This window comes from Bradyrhizobium sp. USDA 4369 (assembly GCF_054056435.1).
Window position 1 is genome coordinate 1,007,951 of the sequence record NZ_JBSRYH010000001.1, and the last position, 16,174, is coordinate 1,024,124.

At 65.5% G+C, this 16,174-nt stretch carries 17 protein-coding genes and 1 pseudogene; 6 read left to right on the forward strand and 12 right to left on the reverse strand.

Annotated features, from left to right (window positions below; genetic code table 11):
- Positions 1–87: 87 nt before the first annotated feature.
- Genes ACVIJ6_RS04760 through ACVIJ6_RS04770 form a run of 3 tightly spaced genes read right to left on the reverse strand, consistent with a single transcriptional unit; the run spans position 88 to position 4,025 of the window.
- The gene (locus ACVIJ6_RS04760; RefSeq protein ID WP_456771704.1) at positions 88–1,293 is read right to left on the reverse strand and encodes a nickel/cobalt transporter; all 1,206 of its coding nucleotides are present in this window, start codon (positions 1,291–1,293) and stop codon (positions 88–90) included.
- A complete protein-coding gene (locus ACVIJ6_RS04765) occupies positions 1,290–1,925 on the reverse strand; it encodes a DUF1007 family protein (RefSeq protein WP_456771705.1) in 636 nt (211 codons plus the stop codon). The genes ACVIJ6_RS04760 and ACVIJ6_RS04765 overlap by 4 nt, the downstream gene beginning before the upstream one ends.
- 18 nt (positions 1,926–1,943) lie before the next feature.
- Positions 1,944–4,025: a M3 family metallopeptidase gene (locus tag ACVIJ6_RS04770; protein WP_456771706.1), complete on the reverse strand. Its 2,082-nt coding sequence runs from the start codon at positions 4,023–4,025 to the stop codon at positions 1,944–1,946.
- Positions 4,026–4,156: 131 nt separating this feature from the next.
- On the opposite strand from ACVIJ6_RS04770, the gene ACVIJ6_RS04775 reads away from it, so the two are divergent.
- The 6 genes and pseudogenes from ACVIJ6_RS04775 to ACVIJ6_RS04800 all read left to right on the forward strand — a co-directional run bounded on the left by ACVIJ6_RS04775 (position 4,157) and on the right by ACVIJ6_RS04800 (position 9,149).
- Complete coding sequence (locus tag ACVIJ6_RS04775; protein ID WP_456771707.1) at positions 4,157–4,417, forward strand: hypothetical protein; 261 nt, start codon at positions 4,157–4,159, stop codon at positions 4,415–4,417.
- Between the two features lie 676 nt (positions 4,418–5,093).
- On the forward strand, positions 5,094–6,236 hold the full coding sequence (locus ACVIJ6_RS04780; RefSeq protein WP_456771708.1) for a type III PLP-dependent enzyme: 1,143 nt from the start codon (positions 5,094–5,096) through the stop codon (positions 6,234–6,236).
- A 198-nt stretch (positions 6,237–6,434) separates the two neighbouring features.
- A complete protein-coding gene (locus tag ACVIJ6_RS04785) occupies positions 6,435–7,028 on the forward strand; it encodes a GNAT family N-acetyltransferase (RefSeq protein ID WP_456771709.1) in 594 nt (197 codons plus the stop codon).
- Positions 7,016–7,177, forward strand: a complete 162-nt coding sequence (locus ACVIJ6_RS04790; protein WP_456771710.1) for a hypothetical protein — start codon at positions 7,016–7,018, stop codon at positions 7,175–7,177. The genes ACVIJ6_RS04785 and ACVIJ6_RS04790 overlap by 13 nt, the downstream gene beginning before the upstream one ends.
- 95 nt (positions 7,178–7,272) lie before the next feature.
- Positions 7,273–7,663, forward strand: a pseudogene (locus ACVIJ6_RS04795) (RidA family protein).
- A 61-nt stretch (positions 7,664–7,724) separates the two neighbouring features.
- Positions 7,725–9,149 carry a homospermidine synthase gene (locus ACVIJ6_RS04800; protein ID WP_456771711.1) on the forward strand — a complete coding sequence of 475 codons (1,425 nt, stop codon included), beginning with the start codon at positions 7,725–7,727 and terminating at the stop codon, positions 9,147–9,149.
- 389 nt (positions 9,150–9,538) lie between these two features.
- Here ACVIJ6_RS04800 and ACVIJ6_RS04805 read toward each other — a convergent pair whose 3' ends face one another.
- The 9 genes from ACVIJ6_RS04805 to ACVIJ6_RS04845 all read right to left on the reverse strand — a co-directional run bounded on the left by ACVIJ6_RS04805 (position 9,539) and on the right by ACVIJ6_RS04845 (position 16,104).
- Positions 9,539–9,847 carry a hypothetical protein gene (locus ACVIJ6_RS04805; protein ID WP_456771712.1) on the reverse strand — a complete coding sequence of 103 codons (309 nt, stop codon included), beginning with the start codon at positions 9,845–9,847 and terminating at the stop codon, positions 9,539–9,541.
- 104 nt (positions 9,848–9,951) lie between these two features.
- Positions 9,952–10,971, reverse strand: a complete 1,020-nt coding sequence (locus ACVIJ6_RS04810) for a WD40 repeat domain-containing protein (protein WP_456771713.1) — start codon at positions 10,969–10,971, stop codon at positions 9,952–9,954.
- Positions 10,971–12,008: a CobW family GTP-binding protein gene (locus tag ACVIJ6_RS04815; RefSeq protein WP_456771714.1), complete on the reverse strand. Its 1,038-nt coding sequence runs from the start codon at positions 12,006–12,008 to the stop codon at positions 10,971–10,973. The genes ACVIJ6_RS04810 and ACVIJ6_RS04815 overlap by 1 nt, the downstream gene beginning before the upstream one ends.
- Before the next feature lie 87 nt (positions 12,009–12,095).
- Positions 12,096–12,971: a metal ABC transporter substrate-binding protein gene (locus tag ACVIJ6_RS04820; protein ID WP_456771715.1), complete on the reverse strand. Its 876-nt coding sequence runs from the start codon at positions 12,969–12,971 to the stop codon at positions 12,096–12,098.
- Between the two features lie 11 nt (positions 12,972–12,982).
- A complete protein-coding gene (locus ACVIJ6_RS04825) occupies positions 12,983–13,852 on the reverse strand; it encodes a metal ABC transporter permease (RefSeq protein WP_041750386.1) in 870 nt (289 codons plus the stop codon).
- A complete protein-coding gene (locus tag ACVIJ6_RS04830) occupies positions 13,852–14,604 on the reverse strand; it encodes a metal ABC transporter ATP-binding protein (protein WP_456771716.1) in 753 nt (250 codons plus the stop codon). The genes ACVIJ6_RS04825 and ACVIJ6_RS04830 overlap by 1 nt, the downstream gene beginning before the upstream one ends.
- Before the next feature lie 2 nt (positions 14,605–14,606).
- Complete coding sequence (locus tag ACVIJ6_RS04835) at positions 14,607–14,846, reverse strand: hypothetical protein (protein WP_456771717.1); 240 nt, start codon at positions 14,844–14,846, stop codon at positions 14,607–14,609.
- A gap of 66 nt (positions 14,847–14,912) precedes the next feature.
- Positions 14,913–15,299, reverse strand: coding sequence for a fluoride efflux transporter CrcB (gene crcB, locus ACVIJ6_RS04840; RefSeq protein ID WP_456771718.1), 387 nt, complete (start codon positions 15,297–15,299; stop codon positions 14,913–14,915).
- A 205-nt stretch (positions 15,300–15,504) separates the two neighbouring features.
- Positions 15,505–16,104: a superoxide dismutase gene (locus ACVIJ6_RS04845; protein ID WP_456771719.1), complete on the reverse strand. Its 600-nt coding sequence runs from the start codon at positions 16,102–16,104 to the stop codon at positions 15,505–15,507.
- Positions 16,105–16,174 lie beyond the last annotated feature (70 nt).

Sequence of the window (16,174 nt, forward strand, 5' to 3'; positions counted from 1 at the left end):
CCGCTGTCACGCCCCGCGCGGGCGGGGCATCCAGTACGACGCGGCGGAGGTGGAGGCCGATGAGGCAGCTCAGTCGACCCGATCCCATCAGAAGCAGGTGGTACGTTCCGCCGCCATGTAGCCGAGCAGCAGGCCGGCGCCGAACAGCAGCACCAAACCGGCGGCGCCGAATTCGAGGCCGCGCATGATCAGGGCGCCGCCGCCCTCGCGGCCGGCGCTGAGACGGCGGGCGACGTCCTTGGCGGCGACGGCGATCACGGCGATGGTCGCGACGGTCACCGCCGTACCCATGCCCATCAGGATCGTGGCGGCGACGCCGGCCCAGAACATGCCCTGCGCCAGCGCGAACACCAGCACCAGGATGGCGCCCGAACAGGGGCGAATCCCGGCGGCGAAGATCGCCTGGAAGCCGCGCTGCCAGCCGCCGGGGCCGGCGAGCTCGCTCGGCGCGGGCCCGTGGGAATGACCGCAGCCGCAATCGTCGCCATGGACGTGATCGTGATGGACGTGATCCTCGTGGGCGCGATCGTGATGAACGTGCGTCTGCGCCGCCGCGTGCGCATGATCGTGATGATGCCCGTGGTGATCGTGGCCATGATGATCATGCCCGTGATGATCATGCCCGTGATGATCATGATGATGCGCGCGATGCTGATGATCATGCGCGTGACCATGGTCATGCGCATGCGCCACGGCAGCGGCGGGTGCGCCGGCCAGCGCGAGCGCGGGGGCCGGCGGCTGCCAGGTGCGCAGGAACGCGGCGCCCTTGACCCAGACCAGACGGGCGCCGAGCAGCGCGATCAGGCCGTAGCTGGCGATCTCCACCACCTTCTCGGCGCTGCACATCGTGGCCGCGGTGGCGTTGAGCAGGACAGCACCGATCCCGACGATCGCGACGGCGACCAGCGCCTGCATCAGGCCTGAGGCGAATGACAGCACGATGCCGCGCCTGGCCGTCTCCTGATTGGCGACGAGATAGGACGCGATGACAGCCTTGCCGTGGCCGGGCCCGGCCGCGTGAAAGATGCCGTAGGCAAACGAGATCGCGAGCAGCCACCACACCGCCGAGCCGTCTTGCTTGGCGGAGCGGATCGCTCCCGACATCTGCCGATAGAACTCGGACTGCTTGGCCAGCAGCCAGCCGACGATGCCGCCGACCTGCGGCTCGCCCGCCGGCGCGCCGAATGGGGACTTGGCGAGCAGCGCATGCGAGGCGGCGTCGGCGACCAAGAGCACTGACAGGAGCGCGGCGCAGGTCAGGAGCGGTCGAGCGGAGCTGGGGCGAGGTGTCATTGACATTCCACTGAGATCTTGTTGGCGAAGTTCATTCCGAAATTGGCGTTCGCCCCGCCGCTCAGGAATGTCTGTTCGTTCATCGTCTGCGCGACGGAACCGCCGTCGCTCGGCCGGACCAAGCCGAGCTTGCAGCCGCTCGGCGCGCTCACCAGTTTGACGGGATCCTTCTCCGCCATCTGGAAGTCGATGAAATAGCTGGGATCGTACACCTCGACCTGGAGCTGCTTCGGCTTCACCGGCGCCTTCAGCGGCAAGGTGAAGTGCAGGGTCAGCTTGGTGTCCTTGTATTCGAGGTAATAGTCGACGGGGTCTTCGAGCTTCTGCTTGCGGCCGTCGGCCTTGATGAAGGTGAAGTAGGCATATTCCTTCAGCGACTCGGCGTTGGTCTGCGCCAGCGGCGCCAGCTCCTCGCGGGTGTAGACACCCTTCTGCTTGGTCTCGAGGCCCTGCAGCGCATAGGTCGCAAACATGTCGTCGAACGTCCAGGCGTGCCGCACGCCGGTCACGGCACCGTCGGCGGCATAGAGCAGCTCGCTGGTCGCGGTGACCCAGACATGCGGATGCGCTTGGGCCGCACTTGCGCCCAGCACGAGCGCAACCACGGCGAGCAGTCCCCGAACAACCACCATCACCTCTTGCCGCCTCTCTCAAGCCGCCTTGGGAACGTCGAGCAGGCCGCGCCGGCGCAGCAGCGCATCCGGCTCGGGCTCGCGGCCGCGGAAGGCGACATAGGCCGCTTCCGGATCGACTGAGCCGCCCGACGAATAGACATTGTCGTGGAGCCGCTTGGCGACCGCGGGGTCGAAGATGTTGCCGGCGTCCTCGAAGGCACCGAAGGCATCCGCATCCATCACCTCCGACCACATGTAGCTGTAATAGCCCGCCGCATAATGGTCTCCCGAGAAGATGTGGCCGAATTGGGTCGGCCGGTGGCGCAACGCGATCTCCCTGGGCATGCCGATCTTCTCCAGCTCGGCCTGCTCGAAGGCGCGCACATCCTTCGAGGCCGCCGCCGGCTGGGTGTGGAACTCGAGATCGATCAGGGCCGAGGAGACGAACTCGACGGTGGCAAAGCCCTGGTTGAAGCGACGCGCCGCCAGGAAGCGGTCGAGCAGGTCCTGCGGCAGCGGCTCGCCGGTCTGGTAATGGCGCGCGAAGGTCTGCAGCACCTCGGGGCGCTCCTGCCAGTGCTCGTAGAGCTGCGACGGCAGCTCGACGAAATCCGTGAAGACCGCGGTGCCCGACAGCGAAGGATAGGTGACGTTGGAGAGGATGCCGTGCAGGCCGTGGCCGAACTCATGGAACAGGGTGCGAGCTTCGTCCGGCGACAGCAGCGACGGCTGGCCGTCGGCACCCTTGGCGAAGTTGCAGACGTTGATAATCAAGGGCGCAATGTCGCCGTCGAGCTTCTGCTGGTCGCGCAGCGAGGTCATCCAGGCGCCGGAGCGCTTCGACGGCCGGGCGAAGTAGTCGCCATAGAACAGCGCCTTGTGGCTGCCATCGGCCGCCTTGATCTCCCAGACCCGCACGTCCGGGTGCCAGACCGGGATGTCGCTGCGCTCGGCAAAGGTGATGCCGAACAGCCGCGTGGCGCAGTCGAAGGCGGCCGCGATCATGTTGTCGAGCGACAAATAGGGCTTGATCGCCGCGTCGTCGAAGTTCGCCTTCGCCTGGCGCAGCTTCTCGGCATAATAGCGCCAGTCCCAGGCCTCGAGCTTGAAGTTGCCGCCCTCGGCCGTAATCATCTCCTGCAGCTGGTCGCGATCGGCCAGCGCCTTGGCGCGGGCCGGCTTCCAGACCCGCTCCAGCAGGCCGCGCACGGCCTCCGGCGTCTTCGCCATGGAGTCCTCCAGGCGATAGGCGGCGAAGTTCGGAAAGCCCATGATCTTGGCGGCTTCCTCGCGCAGCGCCAGGATCTCGCCGATGACGGCGTTGTTGTCGTTCGAATTGCCGTTGTCGCCGCGGGCCGTGAACGCTTTGAACACCTTCTCGCGCAGGTCGCGGCGCGCCGAGCTCTGCAGGAAGGGCTCGACCGAGGAGCGCGACAGGGTCACGATCGCCTTGCCTGGCATGCCGCGCTCCTCCGCCGCAGCCTTGGCGGCCGCGATGAAGCTCTCGGAGAGGCCGGCGCGGTCGTCCTCACCGAGCTCCAGGACCCAGTCCTGCTCGTCGCCGAGGACGTGATGGCTGAAGGAGGTGCCGAGCTGGGCGAGCTGCTCGTTGATTTGGGCCATGCGCGCCTTGGCCTCATCGTTCAGGCCGGCGCCGGAGCGGCGGAAGCGGGTGTAGGTGCGCTCGAGCAGCCGCTGCTCCTCGCTCGTCAGCGTCAGCGTCTTGCGGTTGTCGTAGAGCAGCGCGATGCGGCCAAACAGCACAGCGTTCATCATGATCGGGTTCCAGTGCCGCGCCATCCGCAGCGACACCTCCTTGTCGATCTCCAGGATCGCCGGGTTGGAATGCGCCGAAACGAGGTCGTAGAACACGGCCGCGACCTTCGACAGCAGCTTGCCCGAGCGCTCCAGCGCCGTGATGGTATTGGCGAAGTCCGGCTCCGCGGGATCGTGGGAAATCGCGGTGATTTCGGCGGTGTGATCGGCAAAGGCGCGCTCGAAGGCCGGCAGGAAGTGCTCGGGCCTGATCGCGTCGAAGGGTGGAGTCTGGTGCGGGGTCTCCCAGGCCATCAGCAGCGGGTTGGTCTGAGCGTCGATCACAGCGGCGGTGTCTGACATCGGCTGGGGTCCATCCTCTCCCGGAAGTGCGATGCACCCTCATATCATGGAGCCGGTCCTTTTTGGGTCATTTCCCCTTGAAGGGCCGGGCCATTTCGGAGAGATTGCGGCCCCCGAGAGGACCCTGGACCATGAGCGCAGAGACCACTTCCAAAGCCGGCCGCCAGATCGCCTGGCAGAGCGTGATCACCGTCATCTCGGCGGCGATCCTGATCGGCGCCGAAGTGTTCGGTGCGGCTTTCGCTGGCGGCTGGGCGCTCGCGATTCTGTTCGGGCTCGGCGACACCGGCGCGCACATTCTGCAGGCGGTTCTGTTCGCCATCGGCGTGTTCGTGATGATCGGCTTCATCCGCGGTGCACAGCGCGTCGAGCCCTTCACGAAGCGCGCGTGAGTTGCACGAAAACCCTGTCCTGCAAGCGTGAACGCGTTACGAAAGTTTAAGCTCGCTTAACGCGCGTTCAGCAATCGGCCCTGCGTCCGTGTCGCGTAAGCACACATTAGGGAAATTGATCCCGACGCTGAAAAATTCCTTGCGAACGAAATTCAAAACGCTTATTTCCGCTTCTGCCCAATTTCGCACGTGCCTGTGGTCGTGTGTCAGTCGGTAGGTATCCGGACAAGAGGCCGGACAGCCGCCAAGGGATGAGGAACCGAGGGGCCCTCGGATCGTTGCGATCAAGATCAGTTCGATCGAGATCGTCATGCTCCAAGAGCCCAGCATCTCTCTCAAGAGATGCCGCTGAAGGTCACCTCCTCTTTTGCAACCGTGACTGGCAGCCGGAGGCGAACCGGCGCACCCCGCTCTCAACGGGGGACGCGACTTAAAGCAACGACGGATCGGGCTTTTTTGGTCTCTACCGGCAGTCCAACGCCGGCGCGGGCTACTGAAAAGGCTTGTCCTTCATTGCCAGGTGTGCGGGCGGGAAATTCCCAACCAATCCACGGCAGCACAATTCGGCTACGGGTTCGAGGTTTTGTCGCCTTTCCATCGGGCGGCAGGGCCAAGGCACCCGTGTCGGGATCATTTTGAACGGGCCACGTCGCAAACGGGCCGTTTGGAGGGTGCTATGACCGAACGTATCCGGGAATTCCTGCGCAACCGCCGCGAGGAAGGTCTGGACCACGAGCCCTGTCTCGTTGTCGATCTCGATGTCGTGCGCGACAACTACATGAACTTCGCCAAGGCGCTGCCGGACAGCCGCGTGTTCTACGCGGTCAAGGCCAACCCGGCGCCGGAAGTGCTGTCGCTGCTCGCCTCGCTCGGCTCCTCCTTCGACACGGCGACCGTTGCCGAGATCGAGATGGCGCTGGCCGCGGGCGCGTCGCCGGACCGCATCTCCTATGGCAACACCATCAAGAAGGAGCGGGATATCGCGCGCGCCTATGCGCTCGGCATCCGCCTGTTCGCGGTCGACTGCGCCGCCGAGGTGGAGAAGATCTCGCGCGCCGCGCCGGGCGCGAAGGTGTTCTGCCGCATCCTGTACGATTGCGCCGGCGCCGAGTGGCCGCTGTCGCGCAAGTTCGGCTGTGATCCGGAGATGGCGGTCGAGGTGCTGGACCTGGCGAAGCGCCTGGGCCTGGAGCCGTGCGGCATCTCGTTCCATGTCGGCTCGCAGCAGCGCAAGGTGAAGGCTTGGGACCGCGCGCTGGCGATGGCCTCGACGGTGTTCCGCGACTGCGCCGAACGCGGCATCAACCTCTCGATGGTCAACATGGGCGGAGGCTTCCCGACCAAGTACCTGAAGGACGTGCCGCCGGTCGTGCAGTACGGCCGCTCGATCTTCCGTGCGCTGCGCAAGCATTTCGGCAACCAGATCCCGGAGACGATCATCGAGCCGGGCCGCGGCATGGTCGGCAATGCCGGGATCATCGAGTCGGAAGTGGTGCTGATCTCGAAGAAGAGCGACGAGGACGATCTGCGCTGGGTCTATCTCGACATCGGCAAGTTCGGCGGTCTCGCCGAGACGATGGACGAGTCGATCCGCTACGCCATCCGCACCCCGCATGACGGCGCGGACATGACCCCGTGCGTGCTCGCCGGCCCGACCTGCGATTCGGCCGACGTGATGTACGAGAAGCTGCCGTATCCGCTGCCGGTGACGCTTTCGATCGGCGACAAGGTGCTGATTGAGGGAACCGGGGCCTATACGTCGACCTACTCGTCGGTGGCCTTCAACGGCATCCCCCCGCTGAAGACCTATCACATCTGATCTGGTCACATCTGATCCGGCTGCCTTCGCCACCCGCGCGCGGGTGAGACGAAGTGAGCTTCGGGTGGGTGGGGCTTCCCCCACCCCGACCCTCCCCCGCAAGCGGGGGAGGGAGCGATAGATCATCACCTTCAACCTGACATCACGTGCTTGCGCGCGGGCTCACGCCCGGCGGCGCGGGCCGGGGAATGACGTGCCATGACCGCTTTTCGCTCTCAGACGACTGCGCCAAATCGGGCTGCCGCTACGTTCGTGATCCGCAGCGAGCGTGCCTCCGACGTCGCGGCGCGCGAGACGCTGCTCGATGCGTGCTTTGGCGACAATCGCCATGAGCGCACCTGCCAGCGCCTGCGCGACGGACGCGCGCCTGCGACCGGCCTCGCTTTGTCGGCGGTTCGCGGCGGCGCGCTCGTGGGAACGCTGCGGTTGTGGCACGTCAGCGCCGGCGGACGCGATGCGCTGATGCTCGGGCCGCTGGCGGTGGCGGCCGAAGCGCGCAGCCTTGGCGTCGGCGCGGCGCTGATGAACGCCGCGCTGATGATCGCAGCCTCACGCGGCCATGGCGCCGTGGTCCTGCTCGGCGATGCGCCCTACTACGCCCGCTTCGGCTTCAATGCTGCCAAGGCGGCTGAGCTCGAATTGCCAGGCGCGTTCGAGCGCGCCCGCCTGCTCGGCCTCGAGCTGGTCGAGGGCGCGCTGGACGGCGCCGCCGGCATGATCGTCGCCACCGGGTCTCCTGAGCGGAAAGCCCGCCGCAGCCGCAAGGAGCGGCTGGTCTCATGCGCGGCGTGACCGCCCGCGACGGGCGCGCGCCGCGGCGGCGGACGATGTTGCCGACGATCGTCCTGATCCTGCTCGGGATCATGATCGTCCGCGACATCGTGGTGCGGCGCTGGTCCGGCAGCCCACCCGCCGGACCGGACGTCGCGCGGCTGCGTTAGGCATTCCGGCAACGGCCGCCCGGCCCGCCCCGCCAGGGGTTGCGCAGGTGCAGCAAAAGCTCTTAAACCCCGACAAATTCCCCACGAGGTCCGCCATGTCCCGTCGTCTGATCTCTACCGGATCACCGTTCGAGAAGACCGCCGGCTACAGCCGCGCGGTAGTCGATGGCGACTTCGTCTTCGTCGCTGGCACCACCGGTTATGACTACAGCACGATGACGATGCCGGCCGATGTCACGAGCCAGTCACGCAACTGCTTCAAGACCATCGCGGCCGCCTTGCAGGAGGCCGGATTCGAGATGGCCGACATCGTCCGCGCGACCTACTACCTGACCGACGTCAACGATGCCGATGCCCATTTCGCGGTCTGCGGCGAGGTCCCTCGGCGACATCCGGCCGGCAGCCACGATGGTGGTCGTCGCAGCGCTGCTGAAGCCGGAGATGAAGGTCGAGATCGAAATCACCGCCAAACGGCGCAGCAACTGACGGCGGCGCGCCGCCTGAATCCATCCATCCATCCTACGCACCTTCCGCGGAGAAACCATTCATGAGCTCGCAGATCCACGCGAAGATCACCGGCCCCATCGTGATGATCGGCTTCGGCTCGATCGGCAAGGGCACCCTGCCCCTGATCGAACGCCATTTCGAGTACGACAAGAGCCGGTTCGTCATCATCGATCCGCATGACGACGGCGCGCTGGCGAAGCAGCACGGCGTGCGCTTCATCCAGCAGGGCGTAACCCGCGACAATTACCGCGAGCTGCTGGTGCCGCTGCTCACCGCAGGCGGCGGCCAGGGCTTCTGCGTCAACCTTTCGGTCGACACCTCCTCGGTCGACATCATGACCCTGTGCCGCGAGATCGGCGCGCTCTATATCGACACCGTCGTCGAGCCGTGGGCCGGCTTCTATTTCGACAAGCAGATGGGCGTCGAGCAGCGCTCCAACTACGCGCTGCGCGAGACGCTGCTCGCCGCGCGCCGCAAGAGCCCGGGCGGCACCACCGCCGTGTCGACCTGTGGCGCCAATCCCGGCATGGTGTCCTGGTTCGTCAAGCAGGCGCTGCTCGACATCGCCAAGGACACCAAGACCGAGATCGTCGAGCCGAAGAGCCGCGAGGGCTGGGCGCAGCTGATGCACAAGCTCGGCGTCAAGGGCATCCACATCGCCGAACGCGACACCCAGCGCTCCAAGAACCCGAAGCCGATGGACGTGTTCGTCAACACCTGGTCGGTCGAGGGCTTCGTCTCCGAGGGCATGCAGCCGGCCGAGCTCGGCTGGGGCACGCATGAGAAGTGGATGCCGGACAACGGCCGCTGCCACACCGAAGGCTGTGGCGCAGCCATCTATCTGCTGCAGCCGGGCGCCAACACCCGCGTCCGCTCCTGGTGCCCGACGCCGGGCGCGCAATACGGCTTCCTGGTGACCCACAACGAGTCGATCTCGATCGCCGACTATTACACCGTGCGCGACGGCGACAAGGTGGTGTACCGGCCGACCTGCCATTACGCCTATCACCCGGCCAATGACGCGGTGCTGTCGCTGCATGAGATCTTCGGCGCCACCGGCAAGATGCAGGAGAAGTGGCACATCCTCGACGAGAACGAGATCGTCGACGGCATCGACGAGCTCGGCGTGCTGCTCTATGGCCATGGCAAGAACGCCTATTGGTACGGCTCGCAGCTCTCGATCGAGGAAACCCGCCGCATCGCGCCGTACCAGAACGCGACCGGCATGCAGGTGTCCTCGGCCGTGCTCGCCGGCATGGTGTGGGCGCTGGAGAACCCGACCGCCGGCATCGTCGAAGCCGACGAAATGGACTTCCGCCGCTGCCTCGAGATCCAGACGCCGTATCTGGGCCCGGTCAAGGGCTACTACACGGACTGGACCCCGCTGAACGACCGCCCCGGCCTGTTCCCGGAAGACATCGACACCTCGGATCCGTGGCAGTTCCGCAATATTCTGGTGCGATGACCCCCAGCTGTTATCCCGTGCAAGCTGAGACGGCAACGCCGGCGCGGCGCTGACCCGGGAGGCCAACTCCGCAGCCCATGTGAGGCGCGAGCTGGAGCGACCAGCCTGCCTCGCACTCCTCCCTGTGGTTATGGGTCCCTGCGTTCGCAGGGACGACAGCGGAGTGTTTTGCGAGAGCGTGCCCAACAACTGCGCCGCCCGACCGCGCCGCCCCAAAGCCGGTGAGGCGGCCCAACCACCGGTGTCGTCCCTGCGAACGCAGGGACCCATACCGCGGAAGCTATTGAGGGACTTGGCTGTCAGCGGCCTGCCTTACTACGGCGGGTGGCTGGGTCCCGGCTCCCCGGGACGACGTGGGAGATGATGGAAGCGTTCGGGGCAAATCCCAACTACTTCTTGTCCATCGGCGGCGCGACCTTCTCCGCCGGCGCGGGCGGCAGGGCGGCCTTGGCGCCCTCCTTCTGGGCTTCGACGTCCGGGCGCGCCGGCTCGGGCGCGGGCGTGGTCGGGCGGGTGCCGCCGGGCTTGGACTCGGCGGGGGTCGCTGACGGCTCGGGCGTCGCCTGGGCCATCTGGTCGAGGTGACCGGCCTTGATCTCGACAATGGAGATGACCGCCACCAGCGCGCCGAAGCCGAACAGGCCGACCGCGAGGAGCAGATCCCTGCGCAACGTCTTCTTGCTGTTGATCGAGGCCATGGCTGTCATCCGCATCATGTGATGTGCGGAACAACGGCCTGATGGCAGCGAGGTTCCCATCCGGGTCTGCGCCGCTATGCCCCATCACAGGCCGGAACAGCGCATCAGAGCCGCAGCAATCCGGCTTCGCCGCTCTCGTCGGAGAAGGCCAGCCAGGTTCCCGCGGCATTCCAGCCCAGCGCCGCGATCGGCGGGGTCTCGTTCCGGCGCACCAGGATCTCGGCACCGTCCTGCATCCGCACCATCAGCACGGTGCCGTCCTCGTAGCCGCAGGCGAGAATGTCCTGCTTGGGATGACACGCGACCGCCGTGACCTTGGCCTTCATCGGCGCTAGCATCGCCGGCTCCTTGCCCATCGGGCCATCCTTGCCGACGAACGGCCAGAGGATGACCATGTCGGCGCCCGATGTCGCCAGGAAGCGGCCGCCGCTGCCCCAGGACATCGACTTCACCCGCGACGGATAGCCGGTCATGCGCATGTGCCTGGAGTCCGCGAGGCGCCAGCCATGCAGCGCCGGCTCGTGCATCGCGGTGACCAGGAACTTGTTGTCCGGGCTGAAGGTGACGGCGTGATGGGAGCCGGCCCAGCCAAGAAATTCCGGCTCGCCCGCCATGTTGGGAAACCACAAGGTCGCGCCGTTGTAATGCGCGATCGCGAGCCGCAAGCCCTTCGGGGCGAACGCGAGTCCGCCGGCGGTCGAGGGCACCTCGATCGACTTCTCCTCGCCCTTGGGCGCACGCACGAACGCGGTCTTGCCGACCGACCAGGCGATCGCGCCATCGGGATGAACCGCGACATTGTCGATCCAGCGCCGCTTCGGATCGGTGGCGAGCACGCTCACGGTGCCGGCCTTGTCGAGCGCGGTGACCTTGCCGTCATCACCACCGATCAGGATACGCGATCCATCCGACACCGCCGACAGGATGCCGCCGCCCGTGACGTCGACCTTGCTGATCTCGCCCTCGCCATCGACGACAGCGATAGTCTCCTCGGTGCCGACGAAGGCCGCGCGATCGCCGAGATAGTGCACGGCCGTCACGGCCATGCCGAGCGAGACCGGCTTCACCTTGTCGGTGACGGAGACGATGGATGCGGCCTCGCCGCCCTGATCGAACGAACTCATCAGGATACGATGCAGCGCTCGAAGCCTTCGCGGATGGCGTCTTCCGGCAGCTCACGGCCGATGAAGACGACACGGCTCTGGCGGGCCTCGTCCGGCTTCCACTTCCGCTGATGATCGCCTTCCAGCATCATGTGCACGCCCTGGAAGACGTAGCGGTCGTCATCGTCCTGGAACGCCAGGATGCCCTTGGAGCGCAGGATCTTGCCGCCCTCGATCTGCACCAGGTTCTGCAGCCAGGGCATGAATTTCGATGGATCGAGCGGCTTGTCGGAGCGCAGCGACAGCGACTGCATCTCCTCGTCATGATAGTGCTTCAGGCCGTGATCATGATGGTGGTGATGATCATGACCGTGGTCGTGATCATGGTGATGATCGTGGTCGTCCCCGGCATTAAGGAATTCCGGCTCGATCTCCAGGATACGGTCGAGATCGAAGGCACCGCGCTCCAGCACGTCCGCGATCGCGATCTGGCAGCGCTCGGTGCGATGCAGTCGCGCATAGGGGTTGATGGCGCGGATGCGCGCCTCGACCTCGGCCAGCTCCGGCTTGGTGACGAGGTCGGTCTTGTTGAGCACGATGACGTCGGCGAAGGCGATCTGGTTCTTGGCCTCGGGCGCGTCCTTGAGCCGGTCCGACAGCCATTTCGCATCGGCAACCGTCACGACCGCATCGAGCCGCGCGTTCTTCTGCACGTCCTCGTCGACGAAGAACGTCTGCGCGACCGGCGCCGGATCCGCAAGGCCCGTGGTCTCGACGATGATGGCGTCGAACTTGCCCTTGCGCCGCATCAGGCCCGAGATGATGCGCACGAGATCGCCGCGCACGGTGCAACAGATGCAGCCATTGTTCATCTCGAACACTTCCTCGTCGGCGCCGACGATGAGGTCATTGTCGATGCCGATCTCGCCGAATTCGTTGACGATGACGGCGTATTTCTTGCCGTGGTCTTCCGAGAGGATGCGGTTCAGAAGCGTGGTCTTGCCGGCCCCGAGATAGCCGGTCAGGACCGTCACTGGAATCTTGCTCGCGTCGGACATGCTCACTCCGAAAAACTAAGATCGCCGTCGAATGGATCGCCGCCGAAAATTGGCTTATGGCGCGCTGCCCGGAGGGCCCTAACGGGCCTAGCGGCCCAGCGCGCTCGTCAGGGCCCTTATATTGTGCCTGACCATGGCAATGTAAGTGGGTGCAGGGCCGTTTTCCTCGCTCAGAGCATCCGAATACAGCGTACCGCCGATCTTCGCCCCAGTCTCGGCGGCAATGCGGCCGACCAGCCGGTCATCGTTGAAATTCTCCAGGAAGACCGCCGGAATCTTGTCCTTCCTGACCTGGACGATGATCTCCGCCACGTCGCGGGCGGATGGCTCGGTCTCGGTGGAGACGCCCAGCGGGGCGATGAACTGGATGCCATAGGCGTCGGCGAAATAGCCGAAGGCGTCGTGCGTGGAGATCACCTTGCGCCGCTCCGGCGGGATCTTGCCGATTTCGGCGCGCACCTCCTGGTCGAGGGCGTCGAGCTCGGCCAAATAACGCTCGGCATTGGCCTGGAACACGGCGGCATCGGCCGGATCGGCGGCGACCAGGGCGTCGCGAATATTGCGAACATAGACCCTGGCATTGCCGACCGACTGCCAGGCATGCGGATCGGCGTCCGCGCCGCGCTTGCGCGGGGTGATGCCCTGCGTGGCCACGATGATCGGCGCCTTGCTGCCGGAGGCCTGCTGCAGGCGCGGCAACCAGCCTTCGAGGCCGAGCCCGTTGACGATCAGAAGCCGCGCGGCGCCGACCTCCTTCGCATCATGGGGCGTCGGCGTGTAGACATGAGCGTCGCTGTCCGGGCCGACCAGAGACGTCACGCTGATCCTGTCGCCGCCGACCCGGCGGGCGAAGTCGGCCAGGATCGAAAAGCTGGTGACGACGTTCGGCCGCGTCTGTGCTGATGCGGGGAGGCTGGGCAACAGAGCGAGGAACAGGCTGAGGGCTGGCAACAGGCGCTTCATGGCGATGAACTTCAGGCTTCGAGGTGACGTCCCGGAAACAGCTGCGGAAGCACGCCGCCAACGCGTCCAAACAGCACCGAGCCGAGATAGAGGAGCGACGCGACCAGGATGATCGCGGGCCCCGAGGGAATGCGGGTCTGGAACGACAGCACCAGCCCGATATAGCCGGACACGATCGCCGAGGCGACCGCGATGCAGATCATCGGCGTGACGTCGCGCGACCAGAACCGCGCAATGCCGGCCGGCAGGATCATCAGGCCGACCGCGAGCAGGGTGCCGAGGGCCTGAAAGCCGTTGACGAGATTGACCACGATCAGGCCGAGAAAGATCAGATGCGCCGGCGCACCGGCCCGGCTCACCGTGCGCAGAAACAAGGGATCAACGCTCTCGATCACCAGCGGGCGATAGATCACGGCCAGCACGAGCAGCGTGATCGTGGCGTTGCCCGCCACCATCAACAGCGTCGGATCGTCCATCGCCAGGATATTACCGAACAACACATGCAGCAGGTCGATATTGGTGCCCTTGACGGACACGATGGTGACGCCGATCGCCAGCGAGGCGAGATAGAAGGTCGCGAGCGAGGCATCCTCCTTGAGCCCGGTCGAGCGCGACACCAGGCCCGACAACAGCGCCACGGCAAAGCCGGCGATCAGGCCGCCGGTGGTCATCGCGAACAGATTGAGCCCGGACAGCAGAAAACCGATTGCCGCACCCGGCAGGATGGCGTGCGCCATGGCATCACCGACCAGGCTCATGCGCCGGAGCATCAGGAACACGCCGATCGGGCCGGAGCCGAGCGACAGCGCAATGACGGCGGCCAGCGCGCGGCGCATGAACTCGAAGTCCGAGAACGGATCGATCAGGGCCTGCCGGATCATCAGGCCGCCCGCGCGGAGCGCTGCTGCGGCTGACAGGTCGCCGCAGTATCGTCGAAGGCCTCGCACATCCGGCGCGCCTGCAGGAGATTGTCGGCGGTCAGCACCTCGGCCGTCGGCCCCCAGGCCACCGCCTCGCGCGCCAGCAGCAGGGTCTGCGGAAAATGCGCGCGCACCATGTCCATGTCATGCAGCGCCGCCAGCACCGTGCGCTGCTCGCCATGCCAATGCTCGATCAACCGCAGCAGATCCGCCGACGTCTTGGAATCCATCGCGTTGAACGGCTCATCGAGGACAATCACCCGGGCGTCCTGCAGCAGCACGCGCGCGAACAGCACCCGCTGCATCTGTCCACCCGAGAGCGTACCGATGCCGCGGCTCTCGAATCCGGTGAGGCCGACCGCGGCGATCGCCTGCGCGATCTTCTGGCGCGCTCTAGCGCCGATCCCGCCGAAGATACCGGTGGTGCGCCACAGCCCGGTGCTGACGAAATCGAACACCGAAATCGGAAAGCTGCGGTCGATGTCGGCGATTTGCGGCAGATAGGCGATCTCGCGCGGCTTCAGTCCGGCGATGGTGCCGGCCAGCGGCTTCAACAGGCCGACGATACCGCGAAACAGGGTTGATTTGCCGGCGCCGTTGGGTCCGACGACCGCGAGCAGCGCGCCCGGCGCGACGTCGCCGGACAGATGGTGCACCGCCGGGTGGCGGTCATAGCCCAAAGTGAGATCGCGAAATTGCAGCTGAGCCATCATCGTCACCGCATCGCCAGCCAGACGATCACCCACAGCACGGCGCTGGCTGCCAGCGCGGCACCGAACCGGGTGGTCACGGGCATGCGCAGGATCGACCAGACCGCAGGCTGCGCCGGGTGCGGCGCGGCCGGGCCATGGCTGTGCACATGGCTGTGTCCAGAGGCGCCGTGTCCCGAGACGCCGTGCAGATGGGCGCCGTGCAGGTCGGGATGGCCGTGGCTATGGATGGCGGGCTGGGTCATGTCGTCATAATGTTACAATATAACATCATGACTGTCCATCGCGCCCGCGCTGGCCATTGCCCTGGATCAGGTCAGATAGCGCACCAGGGCCAACCCCGCGAACAGGCCGGCGATCGAGATCCCGACCGATCCCAGGACATACAGCGCGGCCAGCCCGAGCGCGCCCCGCTCGTAGAGCAGCGCGGTGTCGAGCGAGAAGGCCGAGAAGGTCGTGTAGCCGCCGAGGATGCCGGTCATCAGGAACAGCCGCCAGTGCTGGGTCGCGCCGCCCTTGAAGGTCAGATAGCCGGCGATCAGGCCCATCACGATCGAGCCGCTGACGTTGATGATGAACGTGCCATAGGGGAAATCGGTGCCGAGCGCCCTGGCACTCGCCAAATTGATCGCGTGCCGCAGCGAGGCGCCACAACCACCGCCGAAGAAGACGAGGACATATCCGAACAGCTGATTCACGAGACCTTACCTGCATCGCATCGAGAGAAGAGATGCCCTGCCCTCGTCGCCATTGGAGCAAAATTTTCGCCGCATGGGCTTCTCCATGGCATTGCCCACGCAAACACACCAGTCACAAACATACGCGCCAGTCACAAACAAGCCGGCCAGTCACAAAAAAGGGCGGCCACCGAAGCAGCCGCCCTCGCACGCAGATCACGATCGATCAAACGGCCTTGCTGTAGAGCTCTTCGACATATTCCCAGTTGATGAGATTCTCGACGAAGGCCTTCAGGTAGTCGGGGCGGCGATTGCGGTAATCGATGTAGTAGGAATGCTCCCAGACGTCGACGCCGAGGATCGGGGTCGCACCATAGACCAGCGGATTTTCGCCGTTGGCGGTCTTGGAGATTTCCAGCTTGCCGTTCTTGACCGAGAGCCAAGCCCAGCCCGAGCCGAACTGGCCGACACCGGCCGCGATGAAGTCCGCCTTGAACTTCTCGTAGCCGCCGAGATCCTCGTCGATCTTCTTTTCCAGCGCGCCCGGCAGCTTGGTTCCGCCACCATTCGGCTTCAGCCACGACCAGAAGTGAATGTGGTTGTAGTGCTGGCCGGCATTGTTGAACACCGCGGGGTTCTTGCCGAACGAGCCCTTGACGATCTCCTCGAGGGACTTGCCTTCGAATTCAGTCCCCTTGATCGCATTATTGCCGTTGGTCACATAGGCCTGATGATGCTTGTCGTGGTGGTACTCCAGCGTCTCCTTGGACATGTAGGGGCCGAGGGCTTCATAGGCGTAAGGCAGGGGGGGAAGCGTAAATGTCATGGGTCGGTTCCGCAACTTGTGGGAAGACGGGATTTAACGGGACCTCCTTATAGAAGGTTCCGAAGCCGTA

Excerpts from the sequence above, each read along its gene's own strand:
- ACVIJ6_RS04760 (WP_456771704.1), bottom strand. The coding sequence starts at position 1,293 with ATGACACCTCGCCCCAGCTCCGCTCGACCGCTCCTGACCTGCGCCGCG.
- ACVIJ6_RS04765 (WP_456771705.1), bottom strand. The coding sequence starts at position 1,925 with ATGGTGGTTGTTCGGGGACTGCTCGCCGTGGTTGCGCTCGTGCTGGGC.
- ACVIJ6_RS04770 (WP_456771706.1), bottom strand. The coding sequence starts at position 4,025 with ATGTCAGACACCGCCGCTGTGATCGACGCTCAGACCAACCCGCTGCTG.
- ACVIJ6_RS04775 (WP_456771707.1), top strand. The coding sequence starts at position 4,157 with ATGAGCGCAGAGACCACTTCCAAAGCCGGCCGCCAGATCGCCTGGCAG.
- ACVIJ6_RS04780 (WP_456771708.1), top strand. The coding sequence starts at position 5,094 with ATGACCGAACGTATCCGGGAATTCCTGCGCAACCGCCGCGAGGAAGGT.
- ACVIJ6_RS04785 (WP_456771709.1), top strand. The coding sequence starts at position 6,435 with ATGACCGCTTTTCGCTCTCAGACGACTGCGCCAAATCGGGCTGCCGCT.
- ACVIJ6_RS04790 (WP_456771710.1), top strand. The coding sequence starts at position 7,016 with ATGCGCGGCGTGACCGCCCGCGACGGGCGCGCGCCGCGGCGGCGGACG.
- ACVIJ6_RS04800 (WP_456771711.1), top strand. The coding sequence starts at position 7,725 with ATGAGCTCGCAGATCCACGCGAAGATCACCGGCCCCATCGTGATGATC.
- ACVIJ6_RS04805 (WP_456771712.1), bottom strand. The coding sequence starts at position 9,847 with ATGGCCTCGATCAACAGCAAGAAGACGTTGCGCAGGGATCTGCTCCTC.
- ACVIJ6_RS04810 (WP_456771713.1), bottom strand. The coding sequence starts at position 10,971 with ATGAGTTCGTTCGATCAGGGCGGCGAGGCCGCATCCATCGTCTCCGTC.
- ACVIJ6_RS04815 (WP_456771714.1), bottom strand. The coding sequence starts at position 12,008 with ATGTCCGACGCGAGCAAGATTCCAGTGACGGTCCTGACCGGCTATCTC.
- ACVIJ6_RS04820 (WP_456771715.1), bottom strand. The coding sequence starts at position 12,971 with ATGAAGCGCCTGTTGCCAGCCCTCAGCCTGTTCCTCGCTCTGTTGCCC.
- ACVIJ6_RS04825 (WP_041750386.1), bottom strand. The coding sequence starts at position 13,852 with ATGATCCGGCAGGCCCTGATCGATCCGTTCTCGGACTTCGAGTTCATG.
- ACVIJ6_RS04830 (WP_456771716.1), bottom strand. The coding sequence starts at position 14,604 with ATGATGGCTCAGCTGCAATTTCGCGATCTCACTTTGGGCTATGACCGC.
- ACVIJ6_RS04835 (WP_456771717.1), bottom strand. The coding sequence starts at position 14,846 with ATGACCCAGCCCGCCATCCATAGCCACGGCCATCCCGACCTGCACGGC.
- ACVIJ6_RS04845 (WP_456771719.1), bottom strand. The coding sequence starts at position 16,104 with ATGACATTTACGCTTCCCCCCCTGCCTTACGCCTATGAAGCCCTCGGC.